Annotated in this window: 24 protein-coding genes; 10 read left to right on the top strand and 14 right to left on the bottom strand. The window is 62.5% G+C overall.

Translation table 11 applies throughout. The features are described 5' to 3' along the window. The 5 genes from CCR94_RS23590 to CCR94_RS23570 all read right to left on the bottom strand — a co-directional run bounded on the left by CCR94_RS23590 (position 1) and on the right by CCR94_RS23570 (position 3,432). A complete protein-coding gene (locus CCR94_RS23590) occupies positions 1-441 on the bottom strand; it encodes a nuclear transport factor 2 family protein (RefSeq protein WP_104510720.1) in 441 nt (146 codons plus the stop codon). Then, on the bottom strand, positions 442-882 hold the full coding sequence (locus CCR94_RS23585; RefSeq protein WP_104510719.1) for a nuclear transport factor 2 family protein: 441 nt from the start codon (positions 880-882) through the stop codon (positions 442-444). Between the two features lie 15 nt (positions 883-897). Next, positions 898-2,508, bottom strand: coding sequence for a fumarate hydratase (locus tag CCR94_RS23580; protein WP_104510718.1), 1,611 nt, complete (start codon positions 2,506-2,508; stop codon positions 898-900). Positions 2,509-2,693: 185 nt separating this feature from the next. Then, a complete protein-coding gene (locus CCR94_RS23575) occupies positions 2,694-3,083 on the bottom strand; it encodes a very short patch repair endonuclease (protein WP_104510717.1) in 390 nt (129 codons plus the stop codon). 25 nt (positions 3,084-3,108) lie between these two features. Then, the gene (locus CCR94_RS23570) at positions 3,109-3,432 is read right to left on the bottom strand and encodes a polyhydroxyalkanoic acid system family protein (protein WP_104510716.1); all 324 of its coding nucleotides are present in this window, start codon (positions 3,430-3,432) and stop codon (positions 3,109-3,111) included. Positions 3,433-3,739: 307 nt separating this feature from the next. Here CCR94_RS23570 and scpC point away from each other — a divergent pair, with 307 nt between their 5' ends. After that, entirely contained in the window at positions 3,740-5,299 is a 1,560-nt protein-coding gene (gene scpC, locus CCR94_RS23565) for a succinyl-CoA:acetate CoA-transferase ScpC (RefSeq protein WP_104510715.1), read from the top strand. A gap of 864 nt (positions 5,300-6,163) precedes the next feature. Here scpC and CCR94_RS23555 read toward each other — a convergent pair. Continuing rightward, positions 6,164-8,014 carry a phosphoenolpyruvate carboxykinase (GTP) gene (locus CCR94_RS23555; protein ID WP_104510713.1) on the bottom strand — a complete coding sequence of 617 codons (1,851 nt, stop codon included), beginning with the start codon at positions 8,012-8,014 and terminating at the stop codon, positions 6,164-6,166. A 491-nt stretch (positions 8,015-8,505) separates the two neighbouring features. Here CCR94_RS23555 and CCR94_RS23550 point away from each other — a divergent pair, with 491 nt between their 5' ends. From CCR94_RS23550 to CCR94_RS23530, 5 genes are all read left to right on the top strand, one after another. Further along, positions 8,506-9,204, top strand: coding sequence for a response regulator transcription factor (locus CCR94_RS23550; protein WP_104510765.1), 699 nt, complete (start codon positions 8,506-8,508; stop codon positions 9,202-9,204). A 55-nt stretch (positions 9,205-9,259) separates the two neighbouring features. Then, positions 9,260-11,032, top strand: coding sequence for a stimulus-sensing domain-containing protein (locus tag CCR94_RS23545; protein WP_104510764.1), 1,773 nt, complete (start codon positions 9,260-9,262; stop codon positions 11,030-11,032). 3 nt (positions 11,033-11,035) lie between these two features. Then, the gene (locus CCR94_RS23540; protein ID WP_104510712.1) at positions 11,036-11,515 is read left to right on the top strand and encodes an HPr kinase/phosphorylase; all 480 of its coding nucleotides are present in this window, start codon (positions 11,036-11,038) and stop codon (positions 11,513-11,515) included. Positions 11,516-11,666: 151 nt separating this feature from the next. Beyond that, positions 11,667-12,068 carry a PTS sugar transporter subunit IIA gene (locus CCR94_RS23535; RefSeq protein ID WP_104510711.1) on the top strand — a complete coding sequence of 134 codons (402 nt, stop codon included), beginning with the start codon at positions 11,667-11,669 and terminating at the stop codon, positions 12,066-12,068. Between the two features lie 5 nt (positions 12,069-12,073). Further along, positions 12,074-12,397 (top strand): HPr family phosphocarrier protein, encoded by a 324-nt coding sequence (locus CCR94_RS23530; protein ID WP_104510710.1) that lies wholly within the window; start codon positions 12,074-12,076, stop codon positions 12,395-12,397. On the opposite strand, the gene pgi is transcribed toward CCR94_RS23530, so the two are convergent. After that, positions 12,398-14,041, bottom strand: coding sequence for a glucose-6-phosphate isomerase (pgi, locus tag CCR94_RS23525; protein ID WP_104510709.1), 1,644 nt, complete (start codon positions 14,039-14,041; stop codon positions 12,398-12,400). Positions 14,042-14,160: 119 nt separating this feature from the next. On the opposite strand from pgi, the gene CCR94_RS23520 reads away from it, so the two are divergent. From CCR94_RS23520 to mtnA, 3 genes are all read left to right on the top strand, one after another. Next, positions 14,161-15,966 carry an ABC-F family ATP-binding cassette domain-containing protein gene (locus CCR94_RS23520; protein WP_104510708.1) on the top strand — a complete coding sequence of 602 codons (1,806 nt, stop codon included), beginning with the start codon at positions 14,161-14,163 and terminating at the stop codon, positions 15,964-15,966. Between the two features lie 105 nt (positions 15,967-16,071). Next, entirely contained in the window at positions 16,072-16,893 is an 822-nt protein-coding gene (locus CCR94_RS23515) for a class II glutamine amidotransferase (RefSeq protein WP_104510707.1), read from the top strand. Next, positions 16,887-17,966, top strand: a complete 1,080-nt coding sequence (gene mtnA / locus CCR94_RS23510) for an S-methyl-5-thioribose-1-phosphate isomerase (RefSeq protein WP_104510706.1) — start codon at positions 16,887-16,889, stop codon at positions 17,964-17,966. Before CCR94_RS23515 ends, mtnA begins: the two co-directional genes overlap by 7 nt. Here mtnA and CCR94_RS23505 read toward each other — a convergent pair. From CCR94_RS23505 to ubiE, 7 genes are all read right to left on the bottom strand, one after another. Beyond that, positions 17,956-18,501 carry a 4'-phosphopantetheinyl transferase family protein gene (locus CCR94_RS23505; protein ID WP_104510705.1) on the bottom strand — a complete coding sequence of 182 codons (546 nt, stop codon included), beginning with the start codon at positions 18,499-18,501 and terminating at the stop codon, positions 17,956-17,958. The two genes, mtnA and CCR94_RS23505, sit on opposite strands and share 11 nt — an antisense overlap. Beyond that, positions 18,502-18,927, bottom strand: a complete 426-nt coding sequence (locus CCR94_RS23500) for an arsenate reductase ArsC (RefSeq protein WP_275112839.1) — start codon at positions 18,925-18,927, stop codon at positions 18,502-18,504. Beyond that, entirely contained in the window at positions 18,924-19,415 is a 492-nt protein-coding gene (locus tag CCR94_RS23495; protein ID WP_104510704.1) for a UPF0262 family protein, read from the bottom strand. Before CCR94_RS23495 ends, CCR94_RS23500 begins: the two co-directional genes overlap by 4 nt. Continuing rightward, on the bottom strand, positions 19,412-20,707 hold the full coding sequence (hisD, locus tag CCR94_RS23490) for a histidinol dehydrogenase (RefSeq protein ID WP_104510703.1): 1,296 nt from the start codon (positions 20,705-20,707) through the stop codon (positions 19,412-19,414). The genes CCR94_RS23495 and hisD overlap by 4 nt, the downstream gene beginning before the upstream one ends. A 130-nt stretch (positions 20,708-20,837) precedes the next feature. Next, complete coding sequence (gene coaBC, locus CCR94_RS23485; protein WP_104510702.1) at positions 20,838-22,070, bottom strand: bifunctional phosphopantothenoylcysteine decarboxylase/phosphopantothenate--cysteine ligase CoaBC; 1,233 nt, start codon at positions 22,068-22,070, stop codon at positions 20,838-20,840. Between the two features lie 7 nt (positions 22,071-22,077). Continuing rightward, positions 22,078-23,637 (bottom strand): 2-polyprenylphenol 6-hydroxylase, encoded by a 1,560-nt coding sequence (gene ubiB, locus CCR94_RS23480; protein WP_104510701.1) that lies wholly within the window; start codon positions 23,635-23,637, stop codon positions 22,078-22,080. 13 nt (positions 23,638-23,650) lie between these two features. Then, a complete protein-coding gene (gene ubiE / locus CCR94_RS23475; protein ID WP_104510700.1) occupies positions 23,651-24,433 on the bottom strand; it encodes a bifunctional demethylmenaquinone methyltransferase/2-methoxy-6-polyprenyl-1,4-benzoquinol methylase UbiE in 783 nt (260 codons plus the stop codon). 87 nt (positions 24,434-24,520) lie between these two features. Between ubiE and mutM the strand changes: the two genes are divergently transcribed. Further along, positions 24,521-25,369: a bifunctional DNA-formamidopyrimidine glycosylase/DNA-(apurinic or apyrimidinic site) lyase gene (mutM, locus tag CCR94_RS23470; protein ID WP_104510699.1), complete on the top strand. Its 849-nt coding sequence runs from the start codon at positions 24,521-24,523 to the stop codon at positions 25,367-25,369. The last annotated feature ends 4 nt before the right edge of the window (positions 25,370-25,373 follow it).

Below are 25,373 nucleotides of genomic sequence, written 5' to 3'. Positions count from 1 at the left end.
TCAGAACTCGTCGAGCCGCGCCAAAGCGAGGGAATCGGACACCTCCGACAACGAGACGACCAGTCCATCCCGGAAACGCACGAAGTCCACGATCTGAACATCGGCGACGCGGTTGGTTCCGCGATGGCGCACGCGGGCGGTGCGCCGCATTGCGACCCGCTCACCGTCGATCAGGAGATCATGCAGCGTCGAGCCGAGGTTTTCGTATTGCGTTGTGAGGGAAATCAGAGCTCTCGCCACATTGGCCTTGCCCCGGATCGGCCCCATGGAGGGCAGGGCCATCCAGTTGCCGCGCACATCGAAGACAATGTCCTCGGCGGCATATTCCATCATGGCGCGCAGATCGTTCTCAGCGCGCAGGTCGACCAGAAGGCGAAGGCGGGTTTCGATCAGGTCTCGATCAACCTGCGCCAGCGCGTCGAGCGCTTCCTTGCCGCGCAATCAACCCTCCTCGAGGCGCGCCATGGCGAGCGAGTCCAGCACTTCCGTCAGTTCAGTGACGAGGCCGTCGCGAAAGCGGAGGAAATCCACGATGGCGATGCCATCGGCGCGGCCCGTGCCGAGATTGCGCAGGATGGTCGTGCGACGCACGGCGACTTTGTCGCCGTCCACGACAATGTCGTGAACGGTCGAACCCTGGCTCTGGAAATGGGTGAAAACGCCAGCGAACGCATGTTTGACGGCCGCCTTGCCCCTGACAGGCCCGGCATAGGGAAACATGCTCCAGTTGCCGATCATCTGGTAGGAGATGTCTTCGGAGAAATGGTCGACAATGCCGTCCAGATTTCCCTGGGAGCACAAATCCAGCATGTAATGAATGCGCGTTTCGAAGAGTTCACGATCCACACTGGCGATTCGCGCAAGGTTTTGCAGGCTCTGCATCGGCGCTCCTGATCCTCACACGAGGTTCAGCTCCCTGAAGAAGTCATTGCCCTTGTCGTCCACCACGATGAAGGCCGGGAAATTCTCGACTTCGATCTTCCAGATCGCTTCCATGCCGAGTTCGGGATATTCGAGCAACTCCACCTTCCGGATGCAGTCCTGCGCCAGACGCGCGGCGGGCCCGCCGATCGAGCCGAGATAGAAGCCGCCGTGCTTCTGGCAGGCTTGCGTCACCTGCGCGGAGCGGTTGCCCTTGGCGAGCATCACCATCGATCCGCCATGAGACTGGAACAGATCGACATAGGCGTCCATGCGCCCGGCCGTGGTCGGCCCGAACGAACCGGAGGCATAGCCCGGCGGGGTCTTCGCCGGTCCCGCGTAATAGACAGGATGGTTCTTGAGATAGTCGGGCATGGGTTCGCCCTTCTCCAGCCGCTCGCGAATCTTCGCATGGGCGAGATCGCGGGCGACGATGATCGTGCCGGTGAGCGACAGCCGGGTTTTCACCGGATATTGGCTGAGCGTCGCCAGCACATCCTTCATCGGCTGGTTCAGATCGATCCTGATGACGTCGCCGCCGAATTCGCCTTCCACCGCCGGGAGATATTTCGCGGGATCGCGCTCCAGTTCCTCGATGTACACGCCGTCCCGCGTGATCTTGCCTAGGCACTGGCGATCGGCCGAGCAGGACACGCCGATGCCGATCGGCAGCGAGGCGCCGTGGCGCGGCAGGCGGATCACCCGGACATCGTGGCAGAAGTATTTTCCGCCAAACTGCGCGCCGACGCCGAGGTCTTGCGTCAGTTTGTGGATTTCGGCCTCGAGAGCCAGGTCGCGGAAGGCGTGGGCGTCTTCGCCGCCTTCGGTCGGCAGGGCGTCGAGATAATGAGCGGAAGCGAGCTTGACCGTCTTGAGGTTCAGCTCCGCCGACAGGCCGCCAATGACGATGGCGAGGTGATAGGGCGGGCAGGCGGCGGTGCCGAGCGCCAGAATCTGCTTCTTGAGGACCTCCAGCAACCGGTCGTGGTTGAGCATGGAAGGCACGCCCTGGACCAGATAGGTCTTGTTGGCGGAGCCGCCGCCCTTGGCCATGAACAGGAACTTGTAATAATCCTCGCCCTCTTGAACGATGTCGATCTGGGCGGGCAGATTGTCGCCGGTGTTCTTCTCCACGAACATGGAGAGCGGCGCGAGTTGCGAATAGCGCAGGTTCTTCTTCTCGTAGGCGTCCTTGACGCCCTGCGCCAAAGCCTCCTCGTCGCCGCCCTTGGTGAAAACGCGACGGCCCTTCTTGCCGAGAATGATGGCGGTGCCGGTGTCCTGGCACATGGGCAGCACGCCGCCGGCGGCGATATTGGCGTTCTTCAACAGATCGAAGGCGACGAACTTGTCGTTCCCTGTCGCTTCGGGGTCGTCGAGAATTTTTCTAAGCTGCGCGAGATGGCCCGGACGCAGCAACTGGTTGATGTCGCCCATCGCGGTCTCGGCGAGCAGGCGGATGGATTCGGGCTCCACCACAAGAATCTCCTCGCCGTCGAATTTTTCGACGCGCACGCCCTTGTCGGTCAGTTTTCGATAAGGCGTTTCATCCTTGCCGAGAGGAAAAAGCGGTGCATAGGCGGACATGGCGGGTATCCCCGAAAGGAAGACTGGTCGTGCTTTTAGGGAGTTTTTCCGGAGCTTCCAAGAGTTAAGCGCTCAACTCCCGAAAGACCGTAAAGGCAAGGGAAACGAAAACTGTTCAAATACAACAGCGTGGAGCGAAGATCGATCCCGCAAGAATCCGACGCGGAACTTCGCTGGATTGCAATTCAGCCTCGCAAGAATGATTCAAGCCGCTCCGCGAGCTTTTGCTTGTCGCGCGTCTCGCATTCCCAGATCGTCAGCACGCCCCATCGCATGGCGGCATATTGCGCCAGAATTTTCTCGTCGCGCGCGCCGTTGCCGGCAATCTTCCGGCGCCAGTATTCGACGTTGGTCTTGGGCATGCGCGCGCCGCGCCGGCAATCGTGCCCGTGCCAAAAACATCCGTGGACGAAGATCGCCTTCTTGCGGCCGATATAGGCGATGTCGGGGGCGCCCGGCAGGTCGCGGCGGCACAGACGATAGCCCGGAGCGATCGACCTGAGGAGCCCGCGCACGAGACGCTCGGGCGTCGTGTCCCGCCCCTTGACCGCGCGCATGACTTCTGACCGGTCCATCACACCCGAACGCCGGCTCGCATCGTCACGCCTTTGGAGGCGGCAAGCGCAGAACCTCCGCGGTCCTGCGCGCGATCTTGCCGACAACCGTTTGGCCCAGCGCCGCAAGGAACCAGGGCAGATCGATCGTCACGCGCACCGCCTGCGGCAGGAATTCGAGGCCGCCCCTCAATGTCTGTCCCATGGCGGTGATTTTTAAATCCGCGCGGCCTTCGCCCCACGTCACATCCAGCGCCGAGAGCTTGTCGCCCAGCTTTTCCCGCACCAGCCCAAAGCCCCTGCGGACGCGGCGCTCGGCCTCTTCCGCCCCGAGTTTGTGCGGCACGTCGACGCTGATAGGTTGCCCCATGGGATGGCTCCCCGCTTGTAAACCGGATTATCGCTATAGTCGTCTCACGCGCAAGTCCAGAGGATGGCCCGGGAGACATGCCATTAACGCATAGTAGCTGCGCGATTTTACTTGAGTTTCGCAGTTGCAGCAAGTTGGAGTATCCCTTGATAGCCAAGGCATTGCCGCGATTTCTGCCGTCATCCGGGACGACAGGGAAAAGCAAAATCCCGCTGAAATAAACGACAAATTATTCCATCGTCGCATAGCTAATATTCCTATGCGGAGCTTATAGGCAAATTTCCGTCATATGGGGGATAACAGCGCCATGGCTGGTCAGAACCGCATTCGCAACGCCCAACTTCGCAGCAAGATCATGACAGCGGACCAAGCCGCCGCCTTGATCCCGAAGGGCTGCAATGTCGGCATGTCCGGGTTCACCGGCGCGGGCTATCCCAAGGCCGTGCCGATGGCGCTCGCCGACCGCATGAACGCGGCGTCGGCGGCGGGCCACAAATTCAAGATTTCCGTCTGGACGGGCGCCTCCACCGCGCCGGAACTCGACGGCGCGCTCGCCAAGGTCGATGGCATGGAGCTGCGCCTGCCCTATCAGTCCGATCCGACCTGCCGCAAGCGCATCAACGCCGGCGAGATGGAATATCTCGACATCCACTTGTCGCATGTCGGCCAGTTCGTCTGGGGCGGTTTCCTCGGCAAGCTCGACGTCGCCATCATCGAAGTGGTCGGCATTCGCGAGGACGGCTCGCTGATCCCCTCCTCTTCTGTCGGCAACAACAAGACCTGGCTCGACTGCGCCGACAAGATCATCATCGAAGTCAATCACTGGCAAAACGAAGCGCTGGAGGGGATGCACGACGTCTACTACGGCACGCAACTCCCGCCGAAGCGCAAGCCCATCCCCATCATCTCCGTTTCCGACCGCATCGGCGAGACCAGCCTGCGCTGCGACCCCGCCAAGGTCATAGCCATCGTCGAGACGAACGCGCCGGACCGCAACTCGCCCTTCTCGCCGCCCGATGACACTTCGCGCGGGATCGCCGAGAACATTGTCGAATTTTTTGGCCATGAGGTGAAGAAGGGCCGCTTGCCGAAGGAGTTGCTGCCGATTCAATCCGGCGTCGGCAATGTCGCCAACGCCGTGATGGAGCAGTTGCAGAGCGCGCCCTACGACAATCTCATGGCCTATACGGAAGTGCTGCAGGACGGCATGTTCAATCTGCTCCGTTCCGGCAAGATGAGCTTCGCCTCCGCGACCGCGCTGTCCTTGAGTCCGAACGCGGCCGAGGAATTCAACCGGGACGTGCGCCTGTATCATGACAGGATGGTGTTTCGCCCGCAGGAAATCTCCAACCACCCCGAAGTGATCCGCCGCCTCGGCCTGATCGCCATGAACGGCCTGATCGAGGCCGACATCTACGGCAATGTCAACTCCACGCATATTCGCGGCACCAGCATCATGAACGGCATCGGCGGCTCCGGCGATTTCGCCCGCAACGCCTGGTTGTCGATTTTCATGACGCCGTCCTCGGCCAAGAATGGCGCCGTTTCCTGCATCGTTCCGATGGCGACCCATGTGGATCACACCGAACACGACGTCCAGGTGATCGTCACCGAACAGGGTCTCGCCGATCTGCGCGGTCTGTCTCCGAAGAAGCGCGCCCGGGTGATCATCGACAATTGCGCCCATCCGATCTTCAAGCCCGCGCTCAGCGAATATCTGGAGCGCGCCATGAAATATTCCCATGGCCAGCACACGCCGCATATTCTCGACGAGGCCTTCACCTTCCTGCCGGAATGGCAGGCCGACAGGGCTGCGCAAGAGGCCTGGAAGGAGGACAGCGTGGTCCAGAACGACGCCTGGAAATAACTCGGCCTCTCACGAGAGCCTCCTCGCGCCGAGGAAGCGCAAACAGCGCTTCCTCGGTCGGGTTTCGAGCGCTGGGCCACGATGCCCCCGGGCGCGGCGCCGACGATCGAGCGCCGCCTAAGCGCGCCCCTTCGGGCTGTCAGGCAAAGCCGAAAAAACGGGCGAAGCAAGTCAAGCCGATTTCAGCTTTACGGCCACGGCGGCCGCGCGAACGCGCTTCAAGGGCAAGGACGCGGGATTTTCGGTGCGCGGAAGGAATTCTTCGCTGTAATCGACATCCAAAAGGGCGTCAGCGTCGCAGTCTTCGGCAGCGCGCATCAATTGATGCAAGGCGCGCAACCGCGCCACGTCGCTCATCCCGGGATCGCCACCGCCAAGCCAATCCGAAACGGCGCTGATTCTTCCAAGGGGGGTTGCCTGGTTCTTGTCTATGTCGCTCGAGTTGCCGATTCGCATAACTCTTCCTACTGTTTCTCATCGTATGGACAAGTGACTTCAACAGTGGGGAGCTTTAAAAAGTCTTAAAGGCTAAATCTCGACGGCATTAAGAAAAATATTGCTGCAATTGCCCAATATCTAAACAGATATTCATCTTCATTAATACCTAAAAGGAAAGCTCCGCCTTGAAAGACGAAGCTCAGGCTGCTGACAAACCGCGAGCACAAACTGGGAGGCCCGGTTTGCCGAGCGTGTCGCAGAGGCCTCGCCAGAACAGACCGCGCCGCTGATCTCTTGGAAACCGCCCCTTTCAAGACGCGGTGACGACTCCGCTGAACGCGAAAGCCCGGCGACGCCGGGCTTTCATCAACTCCTGAACGAATCGGGCGGCGCCTTGCTCGGCGTCCGCCCAATCCAGGCGGGGTGTTACGGCACTTCGGAGGGGCTGAGCGCCCAGACGTCGGGCGAGCGCCACAGACGCGACTTCAGCAGTTCGCGCTCGTAGATGAACTCCTTGGGCAGGCGGTCGAAGAACTTCTCGAAATGCACCTCATGCGCGCGCGCCTCGATGGTGCCGGCTTCGCGATCAACCGTCATCAGTTCGTAGAACTTCTCGGCCGGGAAATCGAGCTTGGTCCAGTCGATGTCCTCGTGGCGCGGCATGAAGCCCAGCGGGCTCTCGACGCCGTAGCCGCGTCCGCGAGCGCGATCGACCACCCACTTCAGCACGCGCATGTTCTCGCCGAAGCCCGGCCACATGAACTTGCCATTGGCGTCCTTGCGGAACCAGTTGACTCGGAAGATGCGCGGCGGATTCGACAGTTTTCTGCCGATCGACAGCCAATGGCTGAAATAATCGGCCATGTTGTAGCCGCAGAACGGCAGCATCGCCATGGGATCGCGGCGCATGCCCGACTGGTTGGTCGCCGCCGCGGTCGCTTCCGACCCCATGGTGGCCGCGAGATAGACGCCATGGGACCAATTGAAGGCCTGGAACACCAGCGGCATGTCGCGCGAGACGCGCCCGCCGAAGATGAAGGCCGAAATCTGCACGCCGTCGGGATTTTCCCAGTCCGGGTCCACCGAAGGACACTGCGACATCGGCGCGGTGAAGCGGGCGTTCGGATGCGCGGCCAGTTGGCCGCAGTCCGGCGTCCAGTCGCGACCCTTCCAGTCGATGAGATGGGCCGGCTTTTCGTCGGTCAGGCCCTCCCACCAGATGTCGCCGTCGTCCGTCAGCGCCACATTGGTGAAGATGGAATTGGCGCGGCAGGCGGCGATGGCGTTGGCGTTGGTCGAGGCGCCGGTGCCGGGCGCCACGCCGAACAGGCCGGCTTCCGGATTGATGGCGTAAAGGTTGCCGTCATGCCCCGGCTTGATCCAGGCGATGTCGTCGCCGACGGTCCAGACCTTCCAGCCTTCGAAACCGGCGGGCGGCTTCATCATGGCGAAATTGGTCTTGCCGCAGGCGGAGGGGAAGGCGGCGGCGACATAGGTCTTCTCGCCCTCGGGGGTTTCCACGCCGACGATCAGCATGTGCTCGGCGAGCCAGCCTTCGTCACGGGCCATGACCGAGGCGATGCGCAGCGCGAGGCATTTCTTGCCCAACAGGGCGTTGCCGCCGTAGCCGGAGCCATAGGACCAGATCGCACGGTCGTCGGGGAAATGCGCGATATAGATGTTCTTCGGATTGCACGGCCAGGCGACATCCTTCTCGCCCGGCGCCAGCGGCTTGCCGACCGAATGCAGGCAGGGGACGAAATCCTCCCTGTCGCCGAGCACATCGAGCACAGCCTTGCCCATGCGGGTCATGATGCGCATGTTGGCGACGACATAGGGGCTGTCGCTGATTTCGATGCCGATCTGGGCGATATGGCTGCCCAGCGGACCCATGCTGAACGGCACGACATACATGGTGCGGCCCGCCATGGAGCCGTTGAATTGCTCCGTCAGCGTCGCCTTCATCTCGCGCGGATCGACCCAATTGTTGGTCGGGCCGGCGTCGGACTTCCTCTTCGAACAGATGAAGGTGCGGTCTTCCACGCGCGCGACGTCGGCGGGATCGGAGCGGCACAGGAAGCTGTTGGGCCGCTTCTTTTCGTTGAGCCGGATCAACGTTCCCGCGTCCACCATCTTCTGGCAGAGGGCGTCGTATTCGGCCTGCGAACCGTCACACCAATGGATGCGCGCCGGCTTGCACAACTGGGCGATTTCATCGACCCACGCGAGCAATTTGGGATTGGTCGTCGCCACTCCCTCAACCACGATCTTGTTCATCCTCGTGCATCTCCATCCATGCAGTCGTTCACAGAACCCTGCTTTTTTCATCCGGGGCCTTGAGGCGCCTGTCCCGGCTTCTTTAGATTGAATAGATGCCGTCGCCAAGCCTTTACACGCTCCAGCCACTGCGCTTCAGCCATGCGTGTGTGTCACAGGTGAATGACGCGGCCGTGGGCGTCAAGCAGGCTCTCATGCATCCTTTCGGATAAGTCACAGGCAAAAAGCCGCCTCCGCCCGGTTCGCACAAGGAATTTTCCGAGTAAAAGAGAAGCTTGTTCAAAAGCGCCGCGACCAACACGGCCGGCGGCGGCTTTGCACAAAAGACAATCGCAGGCCGACCGGGCCGCTACGGAGCGCCCGCGTCCCAAGGCGTCGTCCGCGTTCACGGCGGGTTCACTCGATTTGGCGTGAATTTCGATCCGGCGCTATTATATAATTTGCTCGAAGCCAAAACACGGGCGTTCGAGGTTGATGAAAAGAGGCCTGTCATGCCGACCATCGCGCTTGTCGACGACGATCGCAATATTCTCACTTCGGTCTCCATTGCCCTGGAGGGCGAGGGCTATCGCGTGCAGACCTATAACGATGGCATGGCCGCGCTTGAGGGACTGAAGAACAATCCGCCGGATATGGCGATCTTCGACATCAAGATGCCGCGCATGGACGGGATGGAGCTGCTGCGGCGCCTGCGTCAGAAATCCGATCTGCCGGTCATTTTCCTCACGTCCAAGGACGAGGAAATCGACGAATTGTTCGGCTTGAAGATGGGGGCTGACGATTTCATCCGGAAACCGTTCTCGCAGCGGCTGTTGGTCGAGCGCGTCAAGGCCATCCTGCGGCGCGCCAATCCGAAGGAAGCCGCCGCGCAAAAGGAAACCGAAGCAAAGCTGCTGGAGCGCGGTCACCTCAGAATGGACCCGGAGAGGCACGCCTGCACCTGGAAAGGCGAACCGGTCACCTTGACTGTCACCGAATTCCTGATCCTTCAGGCTCTTGCGACGCGTCCTGGAGTCGTGAAAAGCCGCAACGCCCTGATGGACGCGGCCTACGACGACCAAGTTTACGTCGATGACCGCACGATAGACAGTCATATCAAGCGTTTGCGGAAGAAGTTCAAACAAGCCGACGACGATTTCGAAATGATTGAAACCTTGTACGGAGTCGGGTACCGCTTCAAGGAAGGCTGAGCAGGGACAAGATTTGGACGACAGCACCGATGCGGCCGCCGGCGCCGGTTTGCGCATGAGGAAACTTGCCGCGACAATTTCGGGGATGCCTCGGGCCAAACGGCGCGCAGTGGCGTTGCGCTCGGTATGGCGAGGATTTGTCTCCCGTTTTTCGTCTCGCTTGACGCGAAGAATCATTCTGCTCAACCTTGGCGGCCTGGTCGCGCTTCTGCTCGGATTTCTTTACCTGAACCAGTTTCGCCAAGGGCTCATTGATGCGCGCGTCCAAAGCCTGCAAACGCAAAGCGAGATCATCGCGGCGGCGATCGCCGCATCCGCCACCGTTGACGCCGACGCCATTACCATCGATCCGGAAAAGCTTTTGAAACTGGCGCCGGGGCAGAGCTACGGCGTCAACGACGAAACCTCGCCAGCCCTGGAGTTTTCGATCAATCCGGATCGGGTTGGCCCACTTTTGCGTCGCCTCGTCTCGCCGACGCGGACACGCGCGCGAATTTACGACCGGGACGGATACATGTTGATGGATTCGCGCTCGCTGGCCGCGCGGTCAAACATCTTGCGCTTCGATCTTCCCCCCCAGGGTCAAACGGACAAGCCGCGATGGTGGAGGGATATCCAGGATTTTCTGAGTGGCGGCTTCAATTTTGCTCGTCTGCCGCTCTATCAGGACATCGGCGCCGCCAACGGCAAGGGCTATGCCGAGGTCGCCAACGCCCTCGAAGGAAAACCCCAAACCATCGTCAGGCGGAACACGCAAGGCGAAACGGTCATCTCCGTGGCGACGCCGATCCAAAGGTTTCGAACCATTCGTGGGGTGCTGCTGTTGTCGACGCAGGGCGGCGACATAGATGGCATCATCGCATCGGAACGTCGGGCCATTTTCCGGATCTTCCTCGTGTCGGCGGCGGTGATGGTTCTCCTGTCGGCGGCGCTGGCCGGCGCCATCGCGGAACCGATCCGCAAGCTGGTGACCGCGGCCGAAGGTGTGAGACGGGGCGTCACCTCCCGCGCCCAGATTCCGGATTTCACCGCGCGCGATGACGAAATCGGCCTTCTGTCGGGAGCGTTGCGCGACATGACGATCGCGCTCCTCAACCGCATGGAGGCGATCGAGCGCTTTGCCGCCGATGTCGCGCACGAATTGAAGAATCCGCTCACGTCGCTCCGCAGCGCGGTCGAAACGCTTCCGATCGCCAAGACGGAAACCTCGCGCGATCGTCTGCTGGAGGTCATTCAGCATGATGTCAAACGACTTGACCGGCTGATCTCCGATATTTCCGACGCCTCGCGCCTCGATGCGGAACTGGCGCGAGACGACCTCGAACGCATCAATATTTCCAGGCTGCTGCGCGCGATTGTCGAAGTTGTGAACCAGGTCGATCGGGGCGACAGAATCAAAGTCGCGCTTTCCGTCTCGCCGGCGTGTGAAGGCGTGTCGATAGAGGGTCACGAATCACGCCTGGGTCAGGTGTTCAACAATCTCATCGATAACGCGCGCAGCTTTTCGTCGGAAGGCGGTCTGATCAGGGTTTCGGTTACGCGCACGGAACTGGTCACCGAGGGCCAAAGACGCACGCCAGGATACAATATCATCGTCGACGACGACGGCCCTGGCATTCCCGCGCACGCTTTCGAGCGGATATTCGAGCGTTTCTACACGGATCGGCCCAATCAGAGTTTTGGCAACAATTCGGGGCTCGGTCTCTCCATTTCGCGGCAGATTGTCGAAGCCCACGGGGGAACGATTCGCGCGGACAACCGAACCGACGCCGCAGGCAATATAACGGGCGCGCGTTTCACCGTGTTCCTGCCCGTCGCGATCGAGTGACTCGTGACAAAGAGCAGCGGCGCGCCAATCTTCATTCACGCCAGCGCCGTGGTCCTGGGCGAATCAGGCGTGCTCATCCGCGGAGCTTCCGGAGCGGGCAAGTCCAGCCTGGCCTTGGCGTTGATCGATGCGTGGCGCATTGACGGCGCATTCGCCCGATTGGTCAGTGACGACCGCGTGGCGTTTCAGATCCTCAATGGACAGGCCTTGCTCAGTCCTCATCGCGTGATAGCGGGCTTGGCGGAGTGGCGGGGGTTGGGTCTTATGTCACATCAATATGAATCCAAGGCAGTCCTCAAGCTCATCGTCGATCTGGAAACGGATCCGCCCGGCGGAGGAACGCCGCGCTTGCCGGAGCGCAACGCGTTGCTTTGTGATTTCAATGGATTACAAAACCTGCCGCGCTTGCCATTGCCCGGCCGCGATACGTACCGTTCCGTGTCCACGATCATGGCATTTTTACATAAGCTTTCAACAAAATGATTGTTTGCGCTCATTTTGCTTGCCAAGTCGTCGGCAAGCACCAAAATGACCCTCCTAAATTTCGGCGGTTTTCAGATCGCTGTCGGCAGAAATGCGGTCTGGCGCCCGGCGCCACTTTTCTGGCTGAACGGGAACAGGACGGTTGGCATCAATGATCGGCATGGTGCTGGTGACGCATGGCCATCTGGCGACCGAGTTTCGAGCGGCGTTGGAACATGTATGCGGCCCTCAATCGCAATTGGCGACAATCACGATCGGTCCCGACGATGATATGGAAACCCGGCGACGGGACATCATTGACGCGGTAAAATCCGTCGAAACCGGCGCCGGCGTGGTGATTCTGACCGACATGTTCGGCGGCACGCCGTCCAATCTCGCGATCTCCGTCATGAACGGCGCCAAAGTCGAGGTCGTCGCAGGCATTAATTTACCGATGCTGATCAAACTTGCTTCCGTGCGCTGCGAAGCGACACTCGATCAAGCCGTCACGCAAGCCGCCGAAGCCGGCCGCAAATATATCTACATCGCCAGCAAGATTTTGTGTGGAAAGTGAGTCAATTGAGCGACCCCGACTCCAACCCGAGCGATCCTCCGTCCGCTTCGTCGGATGGCGCGGTGACCCGCGAGCTTGCGATCATCAATCGCAAGGGCTTGCACGCCCGCGCGACCGCCAAGTTCGTTCATTGCGTGGAACAATTCGATGCGGAAATCACGGTTTCCCGAGGCGGCGAGACCGTCGGCGGTCAGTCGATCATGGGCATTTTGACGCTCGGGGCCGGGATCGGCTCCTCGATCGTCGTGTCGGCGACTGGCCCGCAGGCGCGCGAGGCGATCGACGCCATTGATGCGCTGGTCGCCAACAGGTTCGGCGAAGAGGAATGATCAGCTTGCGAGCCTCCGCCGCGCCGCAATGAGGCCGGCGGTGGACCCGTCAAGACCAGCAAGATCGGCGCCCGCATCGGAAACCAGCGGCGCCAGACGATTGCAAAGCTCTTTGCCCAATTCGACCCCCCATTGATCGAAGGGGTTGATGTTCCAGATCACCGACTGGACGAAAACCTTGTGCTCGTAAAGCGCGACCAGCCGCCCCAGAGTCCTGGGCGTCAGCTGGCGATAGATGAATGTGGACGAGGGGCGGTCGCCCGAGAACACCTTGTGCGGCGCCAAGGCGTCGATCTCGGCGCCCGCCATGCCCTGGGCCTGCAAGATTTTTCGCACTTCGTCTTGGGAGCGTCCGCGCATGAGCGCCTCGCTTTGCGCGATGCAGTTGGCGAACAGCAGGGCATGATGTCCGGCATCCGCCTGGTTCGGCTCCGCCGCGACGATGAAGTCGACGGGCGTCACCTCCGTGCCCTGATGCAGCAATTGGAAAAAGGCGTGCTGTCCGTTGGTTCCGGGTTCTCCGAAAACGATCGGTCCCGTCGCCCGGGTGACGGCGTCGCCATCGAGCTGCACGCTTTTTCCGTTCGATTCCATGTCCAACTGTTGCAGATAGGCCGGAAATCTCGCAAGGCGCTGATCGTAGGGAATGACGGCTTGCGCCGGATAACCCCAGATGTTCCGATGCCAGACGCCGATCAAACCCATCAGCGCGGGAATGTTTTCCGACAGGGGCGCGGTGCGGAAATGTTCGTCGATATCGAACCCGCCGCGCAAGAACTCTTCGAAATGCTCTGGCCCGATCAATATGGCCAGGCTGAGGCCGATCGCCGACCACATGGAATAGCGACCGCCCACCCAATCCCAGAACCCGAAGACGCGGTCGGGCAGGATGCCAAAGGCGGCGACCTTGTCGAGCCGGGTCGAAACGGCCGCGAAGTGATGCGGCACCGCCGCTTCGCCGAGCGCGGCGACGAGCCAGTTGCGCGCGCTCTGCGCGTTCTTGATCGTCTCCTGGGTGGTGAAAGTCTTGGACGCGACGATGAAAAGCGTGCGGGCCGGATCGAGGCGCTTGAGCGTATCCGCAAGGTCGGAGCCATCGACGTTCGAAACGAAATGCGCTGATAGCCCTGCGGCGCCAAAGGGGGACAGCGCGCGCGCCGCCATGGCCGGGCCAAGATCGGAGCCGCCGATGCCGATATTGACGATATCCGTCAGTCTTTCGCCCGTGGCGCCAACAAACTCTCCCGAGCGAATCGCTTGGGCAAAAGCCAGAAACTTTCCGCGCTCATCCACTACGTCCGGCATGACGTTGCGACCGTCGACATAAATCGCCCGTCCGGAAAAATTGCGCAGAGCCATGTGAAGCGCCGCGCGCTTTTCCGTCACATTGACCTTTTCGCCCGAGAACAGGGCCTCGCGGCGCTTTTCGAGCTGGCGGACACGAGCGAGATCGAACAGATGATGCAGCGTCGTTCGCGTGAGGCGGTTCTTGGAATAGTCGTAGAGCAGATCGTCAAGCCGCAGCGAAAAATCCTCAAAACGGCGGGGATCCTCGGAAAACAGATCCAAGGTGCGTTTCCTGGAGATTTCGACGCGGTGCGCCTCCAGGACGGCCATGGCGGCGGCGACTTCCGGGCGATTCATTTCGGCCTCTATACTGGCGAACGACGCCGGAGCTTACGCCGGTCAGCGCGAAAACAACAGCGTTCCCTGCGCGGCGATTCACGACTTGCCAGCGTCTCTCTTTTCCTTGACTAAACACCATGGCTCCTCCGCTTCTCACGCTCCAAAATGTCGCCCTGACGCTCGGCGGCAAACCCCTGATCAGCTCGGCCGACCTTTCGGTCGAGCGGGGCGACCGCATCTGTCTGGTCGGTCGCAACGGTTCGGGCAAATCGACCTTGCTGAAAATCGCGGCGGGAGAAATCGAGCCCGATGGCGGCGCGAGATTCTTTCAACCCGACGCGACGGTGCGCTACCTGCCGCAGGAGCCGGATCTATCGGGATTTCCCGACGTCCATTCGTTCGTCGTCGCCGGCCTGGGGCCGAGCGACGCCGATTACCGCGCCCATTATCTTCTTGACGCGCTGGGTCTGACCGGATCGGAAAACCCCAAAAACCTTTCGGGGGGCGAGGCGCGCCGCGCGGCGCTGGCGCGCGCGCTGGCGCCCCAGCCCGATATTCTGCTGCTGGACGAGCCGACCAATCACCTGGACCTTCCGGCGATCGAGTGGCTGGAGAGCGAGCTGGCCGGATTGCGCTCCGCGCTCGTGATCATCAGTCATGATCGCCGCTTCCTGCAAAACCTGTCGCGCAGCGCCGTCTGGCTCGACCGGGGCGCGACGAAACGGCTCGATCGCGGCTTTGGCGAGTTCGAAAGCTGGCGCGACGCCGTGCTTGAGCAAGAGGAGCGCGACGCCCAAAAACTCGACCGCAAGATCGTGGCGGAAGAACATTGGGTGCGTTACGGCGTCACCGCCCGACGCAAGCGCAATGTTCGCAGAATGAGCGAACTGGGGGCCTTGCGCGAAGCAAGACGGACCGCCACGAAAGCTGTCGGCGAAGTCAAGATTTCCGTTGCGGAAGGTCTGGTTTCCGGAAAGCTTGTGGTTGAAGCGGAAAAAATCGCCAAATCTTACGACGACCGTCCGATCGTCAAGGGGCTGTCGTTGAGAATGCTGCGGGGCGACCGACTGGCCCTCGTCGGCCCGAACGGCGCGGGCAAGACAACCTTGATCAACCTGCTCACCGGCGTGCTTCCTCCGGATTCGGGATCGGTGCGGCTCGGCGCGAATTTGCAGATGGCGACGCTCGACCAGCGCCGCGCCGCGCTCGATCCCAACGCGACCCTGGCCGATACGCTCACGGGCGGCGGCTCCGACTGGGTGGAGATCAACGGCGAACGCAAGCATGTCATCGGCTACATGAAGGACTTTTTGTTCCCTCCGGAACAGGCGCGCACCCCAACCAAGAACCTGTCGGGCGGAGAACGCGCCCGCCTGCTCCTGGCGCGCGCGCTCGCGCAACCCTCCAACTTTCTCGTTCTCGACGAGCCGACCAACGATCTCGATCTGGAAACGCTTGATCTCCTTCAGGAAACCCTGAGCGATTATCCCGGCACGCTGCTGCTGGTGAGCCATGACCGCGATTTCATCGACCGCGTCGCGGGATCTGTGATCGCCAGCGAGGGCGATGGCGCCTGGGTTGAATATGCGGGCGGATATTCCGACATGTTGCGGCAACGCGGCGCGGGCCTGACATTGACGCCCGCGCGAAATACGCCCGAGAAAAAGCTGCGGCGGGCTGATCCGCGGCCGGCGGCGGAGGTGAAACGCCGTTTGTCCTTCAGTGAAAAGCACGCGCTCGAAACCCTGCCGGCCCAGATCGAGCACTTGCGCGCAAAGGCGGCCAAGCTGCATGAGATCCTGCACGACCACGACCTTTACGCCCGCGATCCCAAGCGTTTCGCTGACGCGACGGCGCTGCTCGCCAAGGTCGAGGCGGAATTCGCCGCCGCGGAAGATCGGTGGCTGGAACTTGAAATTCTTCGCGAGGAACTCAACGGGTGACGGCTGACGCCACTTGGGAACCTGGGCGGTTGCCGGCTCTTTTGTCTTGGCGGCGGGGGCAAGGTCCGTTATTCCGGATTTGTCTCTTTCCCCTGCGGGCTCGGCATGTGTGAATTGTTGGGCATGAACGCGAATGTCCCCACCGACATCCGCTTTTCCTTCTCCGGTCTCGCACGGCGCGGCGGCGGCGCCGGGCCGCACCGTGACGGATTCGGCATCGCCTTCTATGACGGCAGGGCCGCCCGCTTCTTCCACGATCCCGAACCGGCCGCCCATTCCGAGATCGCCCGCTTCCTCGGCGCGCATGCGATCAAGAGCCTCACCGTCATCGCCCATATCCGCCAGGCCAACAGCGGCGCGGTGTCGCTGGCCAACACCCATCCCTTCACCAGGGAGTTGTGGGGAAGGGTGTGGACCTACGCGCATAACGGCCAGTTGCGCGGGGTGAAGAAGATTCCCTTGAATTTCTATGCGCCGGTCGGCACGACCGACAGCGAGCACGCCTTCTGCTGGATGCTCGACCAGTTGCGCGCGCGCTTCGACGCCCTGCCCTCGCCGGCGCGACTCGACCGCGAGGTGCACAGGCTGAGCGCCCAACTGGCGCGGATGGGCGTGTTCAACATGCTGCTGTCGGATGGGCGCACGCTCTACGCCTTTTGCGGAAAAAAGCTCTCCTGCCTCACCCGCTGCGCCCCGTTCGGAAAGGCCACGTTGATCGACGAGGACCGCTCGGTGAATTTCGCCGAGGAAACCGGACCGGACGATTGCGTCACCGTGGTCGCCACGGGACCGCTGACCTCAGATGAAGACTGGACCGTCATCGAGCCCGGCACGCTGCTGGCGCTGCGCGACGGCCAAATCGCCAATTCCGTTTGTTTGAAGCCGCCGACCCGAAAAGGCGCGGCGAAAGGAGTCCTGACATGCTGATCGCCGGAGAGAAACGCACCACCATCTGGCCGGACGCCGAGGGACAGGGCGTGTTGATCCTCGACCAGACGCGGCTGCCGCATCGCATCGAGACCGTGCTGCTGCGCAACCTCGAAGACGCCGCGCGGGCGATAAGAGACATGCTGGTGCGCGGCGCGCCGCTGATCGGCGTCACCGCGGCTTACGGCGTGGCGCTGGCCATGCGAACCGACGCCTCCGACGCCGGCCTGGCGCAGTCCCGCGAAACCTTGCGCAAAACCCGCCCGACCGCCGTCAATCTCGCCTGGGCGCTGGAGCAGATCGGAAAGTTCCTTGGGCAGATGCCCGAGGAATTGCGCCGCGACGCCGCCTTCGCCTTCGCCAAACATCTCGCGGAAAAAGACATCGCCTGCAATTCGGCCATCGGCGACAACGGCCTCGCGCTTTTCCGCGATCTCGCGCAAAAGCGGGCTGGAAAACCGCTGCGCATCCTCACCCATTGCAACGCCGGCTGGCTGGCGACGGTCGATTGGGGCACCGCCACCGCGCCGATCTACAAGGCGCAAGCCGCCGGCATTCCGCTGCATGTGTTCGTGGACGAAACCCGGCCGCGCAACCAGGGCGCTTTCCTCACCGCCTTCGAGCTGGGCCAGCAGGGCGTGTCGCATGATTTGATCGTGGACAATGCCGGTGGGCACCTGATGCAGCATGGCGAGGTCGATGTCGTCATCGTCGGCGCCGACCGCATCGCGGCCAACGGCGACGCCTGCAACAAGATCGGCACCTATCTCAAGGCGCTTGCCGCCAAGGATTGCAGCGTGCCCTTCTATGTGGCGGCGCCGGTCTCGACCTTCGATTTCGCTTTGGAGAGCGGCAGCCTGATTCCCATCGAGGAACGGGCGCAGGACGAGGTCACGCATATTTCCGGCGAGGCGGACAACGGCGAAGTGCTGAAAGTGCGCGTGGCGCCGAAAACCACGACGGCGCGCAATCCCGGTTTCGACGTGACCCCGGCGCGTCTGGTGAGCGGGATCATCACCGAACAGGGCGTGTTCGCGGCGGAGACTCAGGCTCTGGCGGCGCTCAGGCCCTGAGGGTCAAGGCGGCGCAGACAGCCTGTTTGTCCTCAAGACTTTCGCGCCAGGTTCGGGCGGAGCCGAGCGCGACCGGTCGGCGCTGGTCCTCGATTTCGAGGGCCGCGCCCGTGGTCACGCGGATTTGCGTCAGATCGCGGCGCAGCCCCACGCCGAGCGCCTTGATATAGGCTTCCTTGACCGTCCAAAGATCATAGAAGGCGTCGGCGGCTTTTGCGGCCGGCAGCGTCGCCAGACGCCGCCGCTCGTCCGGGTGCAGGGCAATGTCGGGCGGTTCGATCGAGCGAAAGATTTCAACATCGACGCCGATCCGCGCCCCCCGCGCGAGGCCGAACAGCCAGACATTTTCGCGCGACGAGGAGGAAACGTTCCAGTCCCCGCTCGCCCCGTCCACCAACAGCAGCGGCGCGCCCATCCCATCATGCGCCAGCGCCACCCGGCGGCGCGCCACCCCAAGCGTCTCCGCGCAAAAATCCAGTAAGGCGGCGCGGCGGCTTGCCGGCTTGCCGTCGAACAGGCCGAGCCGTGTGAACATTCAGCCGAACCGCTGCCTGATGCGCCGGAGCAGACCGTCGCGCACCTCGCGAAAAGCTTCGAGCTTCTGGTCGCGCGATCCCTCGACCATGGTGGCGTCCTCGATCGGCCAGAATTCGACCGCGCCGCCGGTCGGGTGGAAGAATTCCTCGGCCTTGCGCCGGGCTGAAGCGGACAGGGCGATCACCAGCTCGAAATCGGTGAATTCCAGTTCCTCGAACGTGCGCGGCCAATGGCGCGTGATGTCCAGGCCGATTTCATTCATCACCGCCATGGCGAACCCGTCCGTCTCGCCGGCGCGCAGCCCGGCCGATTCGACCCGCATGTCCCCGCCGTAATATTTCTTGGTGAGCGCTTCCGCCATGGGCGAGCGCACGGCGTTGAGCGTGCAGACGAACAGGACGGACAGCGGCCGGGCGGGCGTCACGCATCGCCCTTCCAGTGCAGCGCGGTGACCAGCGTGAACAGGCGCCGCGCCGTGTCGAAATCGGTATCTATCTTGCCGCGCAGCCGATCCAGCAGCAATTGCGCGCCTTCATTGTGCAGGCCGCGCCGTCCCATGTCGATGGCCTCGATCTGGGCCGGGCTCGCCGTGCGAATGGCGGCGAAATAGCTTTCGCAGATCAGGAAGTAATCCTTGAGGATGCGGCGGAATGGCCGCAGCGACAGAATATGCGTGTAAATCGGTTCGTCCGCGTCGCCGGAAACATTGAGCGCGAGTTTGCCGTCGAGCAGGCCGATGCACAACCGATAAGGGCCGCCGTCATGACCCGGCAGCCCGAATGAATTGTCCTCGATCAGGTCATAGATCGCTATGGCGCGCTCATGCTCCTGGTCGGGGGCGCCGCGGCCGATCGAGGCCTCGTCAAGCGTCACCGCGATCAGACGATTGCGGCGAGCCGGTTCGCCCGTCATCGTTCTTCCAGCCGCAGCGCCACTGAAAGCGCGTGGGCGTCGAGATGTTCGGCCTTGCCGAGCGTGACGGCGGCGGGGCCGATTTTTTTCAGCGACTCCGCCGAGCATTTTAAGATCGAGGTGCGCTTCATGAAATCCAGCACGTTGAGGCCGGAGGAAAAGCGCGCGGAGCGGGCGGTGGGCAGGACGTGATTGCTGCCGCCGACATAATCGCCGATGGCCTCCGGCGTATGCGCGCCGATGAACAGCGCGCCGGCGTTTTTCACGCGCGCCGCGAGCGCTTCGGCGTCCGCCGCCATGATCTCCAGATGTTCAGCGGCGATACGGTCGGCCAGCGCAATGGAATCGGCGAGCTTTTCGACGAGAATGATCGCGCCAAGCTCGCGCCAGCTCTTTTCGGCGATCTTTTTGCGCGGCAGGGTTTGCAGCCGCCGCTCGACCGCCGCCTCGACCGCATCCGCCAAAGCCTTGTCGTCGGTGATCAATATGCTCTGCGCCGCCGTGTCGTGCTCAGCCTGCGCCAGCAGGTCGATGGCGATCCATTCCGGATTCGCCGTCTTGTCGGCGAGGATCAAGACTTCAGAAGGGCCGGCGATCATGTCGATGCCGCATTGCCCGAACACGCGACGCTTGGCGGCGGCGACATAGGCGTTGCCCGGCCCGACGATTTTCGCCACCGGCGCGATGGTTTTGGTGCCGTAGGCCAGCGCGGCCACGGCCTGCGCGCCGCCCACGCGATAGATTTCATCGACGCCGGCGAGATCGGCGGCGGCCAGCACCAGCGGCGAAATCTTGCCGTCCGGCGCCGGCGCGACCATGACAAGCCGCTCGACCCCCGCCACCTTTGCCGGCAGGGCGTTCATCAGCACCGAGGACGGATAGGAGGCGGTGCCGCCGGGCACATAGAGGCCGGCGGAGTCGACCGCGCTCCAGCGCCATCCCAGCTCGACGCCGGCGGAATCGGTGAAGCGCAGATTTTCCGGCTTCTGCTTGTCGTGGAAGAAAGAAATGCGGTCGCGCGCCAGCTTCAGCGCGTCGATCTGCTCCTTCGGGCAGGCGGCGACGGCGGCTTCGATCTCCGCCCGTGAAAAGCGCAGGGTTTCCGGCGTCAGGTCGATCCTGTCGAATTTCTTCGAATAGTCGATGAGAGCCTCATCGCCACGCGCGATGACATCGGCGATGATGTCGCGCACGGTATGGTCGACGTCCTCCGAGGTCTCGCGCTTCATGTGCAGCAGCGCCTCGAATTTTTTGGCAAAATCCTCGGCGGCGGCGTCAAGCCTGAACGGCATTTTTCGGCTCCCAGTGCAAAGCAGCGAATTGGGCGCGCGGGCGGACTTTGTCAAGCTTTTCGGGCTTTGCAACAGCTATTGCAAGTGAGTGAACCAAGGGCGAAATTGGAATGGTCCGGTTTCCGAACGATTAAACTCCGGGGTGAGACTCCCCAACCGGGCGCATTTGCGCGATGTGAGCGATCAGGCGCCGCGCGACCTCGTCCTTCGGCAGTCTCGGCCAAGCCTGCTCTCCCTCCGGGGAGACGAGGACAACCGCATTGTCCGATCCACCCATGACCTCCGACCCCTCGCCGACATCATTGGCCACGATCAGGTCGCAGCCTTTTTTCGCCAGTTTGGCGCGGGCGTGGGCGATGACCGTCTCTGTCTCCGCCGCGAAGCCGACCACCACAGGCGGACGATTTGCCACCCGCCGCGCCACGCTGGCCAGAATGTCGGGATTCTCGACCATGGTGAGCACGGGCGGACCGTCCCCGCCTTTTTTGATCTTTTGCGCGGCGTCGGTCCGCGTTCGCCAGTCCGCCACGGCGGCGGCGGCGATGAAAATGTCGCAGGGCAGCGCGGTCTCGACGGCCTCGGCCATTTCGCGGGCGGTTTCGACGCAAACCAGACGGATGCCCGGCGGCGGCGCCAGGTTTACCGGCCCGGAGATCAGAACAACGTCCGCGCCGGCGTCGCGCGCGGCCTCGGCCAGCGCATAGCCTTGCTTCCCGGACGAGCGATTGGCGATATAGCGCACGGGATCGATCGGTTCGTGGGTGGGGCCGGCGGTGATCACCACCCGGCGCCCCGCCAGCGTCTGGGCCGCGCCCGCGAGTTTTACGCGCAACGCCGCGAAGATTTCCTCCGGCTCCGCCATGCGGCCGGGGCCGGATTCGCCGCAGGCCATGGCGCCGACGTTTGGCCCGACGAAAGCCATGCCGTCGCGCTTCAGCGTCTCGACATTCCGCCGCGTGGCGGGATGCGTCCACATCCGCCAGTTCATGGTCGGCGCGGCGAGCGCCGCCTTGTCCGACGCTAGCAGCAGCGTGGAGGCGAGATCGTTGGCGAGGCCGTTGGCCGCCTTGGCGAGCAGATCGGCCGTCGCGGGCGCGATGACGATGGCGTCGGCCTGACGGCTCAGCTCGATATGACCCATTTCGGTTTCGTCGGTCAGGGAGAACAGGTCTTCAAAAACCTTGTTGCCGCTTAGGCTGGCGAGCGACAGCGGCGTAACGAACTGGGCGCCCGCCTTGGTCAGGACGACCCGCACCTCCATGCCCGCGCCGCGCAGCAAGCGGATAAGCTCCAGACTTTTGTAGGCCGCGATCCCGCCGCCGACGATGAGCAGAATGGACGGGGGCTTCTCCGCAACGTTCATGGAAACCTCAGCGCCAGAAGCGAACGACGACCAACACCAAAACCAGCGCGAAGCCGTAACGCCAGAACCGGTTGCGCCCCGCATTCGCCCGCGCCAGCGCCTCGACGGTGGCGGGAGCCAGCGTCAGGCCTTCGGAGGTCCAGGTTTCCAACTGTTCCGCTATGCGCGCGCCGCGCGACAGGATCGCCGGCGCCTGCACCGCGAGCGCGGCCACGGCGGCGAGGCCCTCGCCGGCGTCGGAGAGTTTTCCCAGCGGCCCCAGATTGTCCTCGATCCAGCCGCGCACGACGGGCTCGGCGGTGGACCACATATCCAGATGCGGATCGAGCGAACGCCCCACGCCCTCGACCACCACCATGGTCTTTTGCAGCATCACCAGTTCGGTCCGGGTCTGCATGTCGAACAATGCCGTGATTTCGAACAAAAGCGACAGCAGCTTGGCCATCGAGATTTCATCGGCGCGGCGCGAATGGATCGGTTCGCCCACGGCGCGGATCGCCTGGGCGAAATCGGCGATCCGATAGGACGCCGGCACATAGCCCGCCTCGAAATGCACTTCCGCGACGCGCTGGTAGTTGCGGCTGATGAAACCGTAGAGAATTTCGGCGAGGAAGCGGCGCTCCTTCACGCCGAGACGGCCCATAATGCCGAAATCCACGGCGGCCAGCCGTCCCTCCGGGGTCAGGAACAGATTGCCCTGGTGCATGTCCGCGTGGAAAAACCCGTCGCGCACCGCATGTTTGAGGAAGGACTGGATGATGGTCCGGCCCAGTTTCGGCAGATCGACGCCCGTACGCCGCAGGGCTTCGAGGTCTGACAGGGCTATACCATCGATCCATTGCAGGGTGAGAATTTCACGCGCGCAGAGATCCCAATGGACCGTTGGCACGAGAAAATCATCGTCGCCATGGGTGTTGTCGGAAAATTCCGACGCCGCCGCCGCCTCCAGACGGAAATCCATCTCCATCTTCATCGAGCGCGCGAGCGTCTCGACCACTTCCACCGGTTTTAGCCGGCGCGCCTCCACCGAATATTTCTGAACCAGCCGCGCGGCGAAGAACATGTCGCCGAGATCGCGGCGAAACCGCCGCTCGATGCCCGGCCGCAGCACTTTTACGGCGACCCAACGCTCCTTGCCGTCCACGACAATTTTCGCGCGATGCACCTGCGCGACCGAAGCCGCCGCCACCGGTTCGCTGAACTCCGCGAAAATCTCGTCGAGCGGTTTCGCAAACGCCTTTTCGATCACCCCCACCGCGACCTCGCGCGGAAAGGGCGCCATTCTGTCCTGCAAGGCCTCCAGTTCGCGCGCCACCGCGATGCCCACCACATCGGGCCGGGTCGCCAGCGTCTGCCCGAGCTTGACATAGGACGGGCCAAGCCGCGCGATGGCGGGCGCGATCCGCTGCAAGCCGCCGTCCCGGCGGGCGATCAGCCCGGCCAGGAACAGAGGCGCCCGCATTTCCCAGGGCATGCCGGCGGTATCGACGCCGGAAAACACGCCCTCACGGGCAAGGATGAACCCGGCGCGCGCGAGCCTGACCAAATGGCCGATCGAGGTAATCACGTAAATTTCGACCTCAAAGCTTCCAGCCGGAATGGATCGCGACGACGCCGCCGGTCAACCGCGTGAAGGAAACGCGCTGGAACCCGGCGGTTTCGATCATGGCGGCGAAATCCTCGGCGGCGGGAAACTGACGGATCGATTCCACCAGATAGCGATAGGGTTCGCCGTCGCCGGTGACCAGACGCCCGATGGCGGGGATCACGGAAAAGGAATAGGATTCGTAGATCTTGGCGAGCGCGGGGGCCTCGACCTGCGAGAACTCCAGGCAAAGGAACTTGCCGCCGCGCTTGAGCACACGATAGGCTTCGGCGAGCGCGCGGTCGATGCGCGGCACGTTGCGGATGCCGAAGGCGATGGTATAGGCGTCGAATTCGCCGTCCTCGAACGGCAGGGATTCCGCATTGGCCTCGACAAAGTCCAGGCGATCCGCCAGACCCTTGGCCTGCGCGCGTTCGCGTCCAACGGCCAGCATGTCGCCGTTGATGTCGAGCACGGTCACTTTCGTCTTGGGACCGCCGGCCTGGACGACGCGAAAGGCGATATCGCCCGTTCCGCCGGCGACGTCGAGATGGTTGAACGGCGCATTTTTCGAGGGATGCACGCGCGAGACGAAGATATCCTTCCAGATGCGGTGGAGTCCGCCCGACATAAGGTCGTTCATGATGTCGTAACGCTGCGCCACCTTATGGAAGACGTCGTCGACCAGACCCTGTTTCTCATCGAGCGGAACTTCGGAAAACCCGAAATGGGTCTGCTTGTCGCTTGTCTCGCTGTTGGACGATTTGACGTCAGTCATAGGAACCTCTTCTGCGCGCGGGACCATAGCGCGCCCTTCGCTCACTGGCTATTTATTCTGTTTGTCGCGTAAACTGAAGGGAAAGAGATGCCGGAACTGCCCGAAGTCGAAACAGTGCGTCAGGGCCTGGCGCCGTTTCTGGTCGGTTCGCGCATTGTGCGGGTCGAGTTGCGGCGCAAGGACTTGCGGTTTCCCTTTCCCGAGCATTTCGCGGGCCGCCTCGAGGGGCGACGAATTGTCGCCCTCAACCGCCGCGCCAAATATCTGCTGGCGATGCTCGACGACGATCAGGTTCTCATCGCGCATCTGGGCATGAGCGGTTCCTTTCGCATGGAAGCCGGAGCTATCGGGGCTTTCAAATTCCCGCGCGACAAGAATCCGGCGCACGATCACGTCGTCATCTCCCTTGAAACAGGCTGCCTCACCTACAACGATCCCCGTCGTTTCGGCTTCATGACGCTGGCCGCAACCGACACATTGGCGGAACATCCGTTTTTTGTCGGTCTGGGCGTCGAACCCTTGTCCAATGATTTCAGCGGACAGACGCTGGCGCGCCTGTTCGCGGGCAAGACGACCTCGCTGAAAGCGGCGTTGCTCGACCAGCGCAATGTCGCCGGCCTCGGCAACATCTATGTGTGCGAGGCGCTGCACCGCGCAGGGCTTTCCCCCTTGCGCGCGGCCGGCGGCTTGACCGGCGCCGCCAGCGAAATACTCGCCCGGACGGTGCGCGCGGTGCTGCGCGAGGCGATCGAAGCCGGAGGCTCTTCCTTGCGCGACCATCGCCAGGCCGATGGCGCGCTCGGCTATTTTCAACACAATTTTCGTGTCTACGATCGTGAAGGTCAGGCTTGCGCCAACCCCGATTGTCGCGGAACAATCATCCGACGCGCGCAAAATGGGCGCTCGACGTTCTATTGTCCAAACTGCCAAGGTTGATCGA

This window comes from Rhodoblastus sphagnicola (genome assembly GCF_002937075.1).
Lineage (GTDB): Bacteria > Pseudomonadota > Alphaproteobacteria > Rhizobiales > Beijerinckiaceae > Rhodoblastus > Rhodoblastus sphagnicola.
Note: the sequence above shows the minus strand (reverse complement) of the source record. Positions and strands in the feature narration are given on the sequence as shown.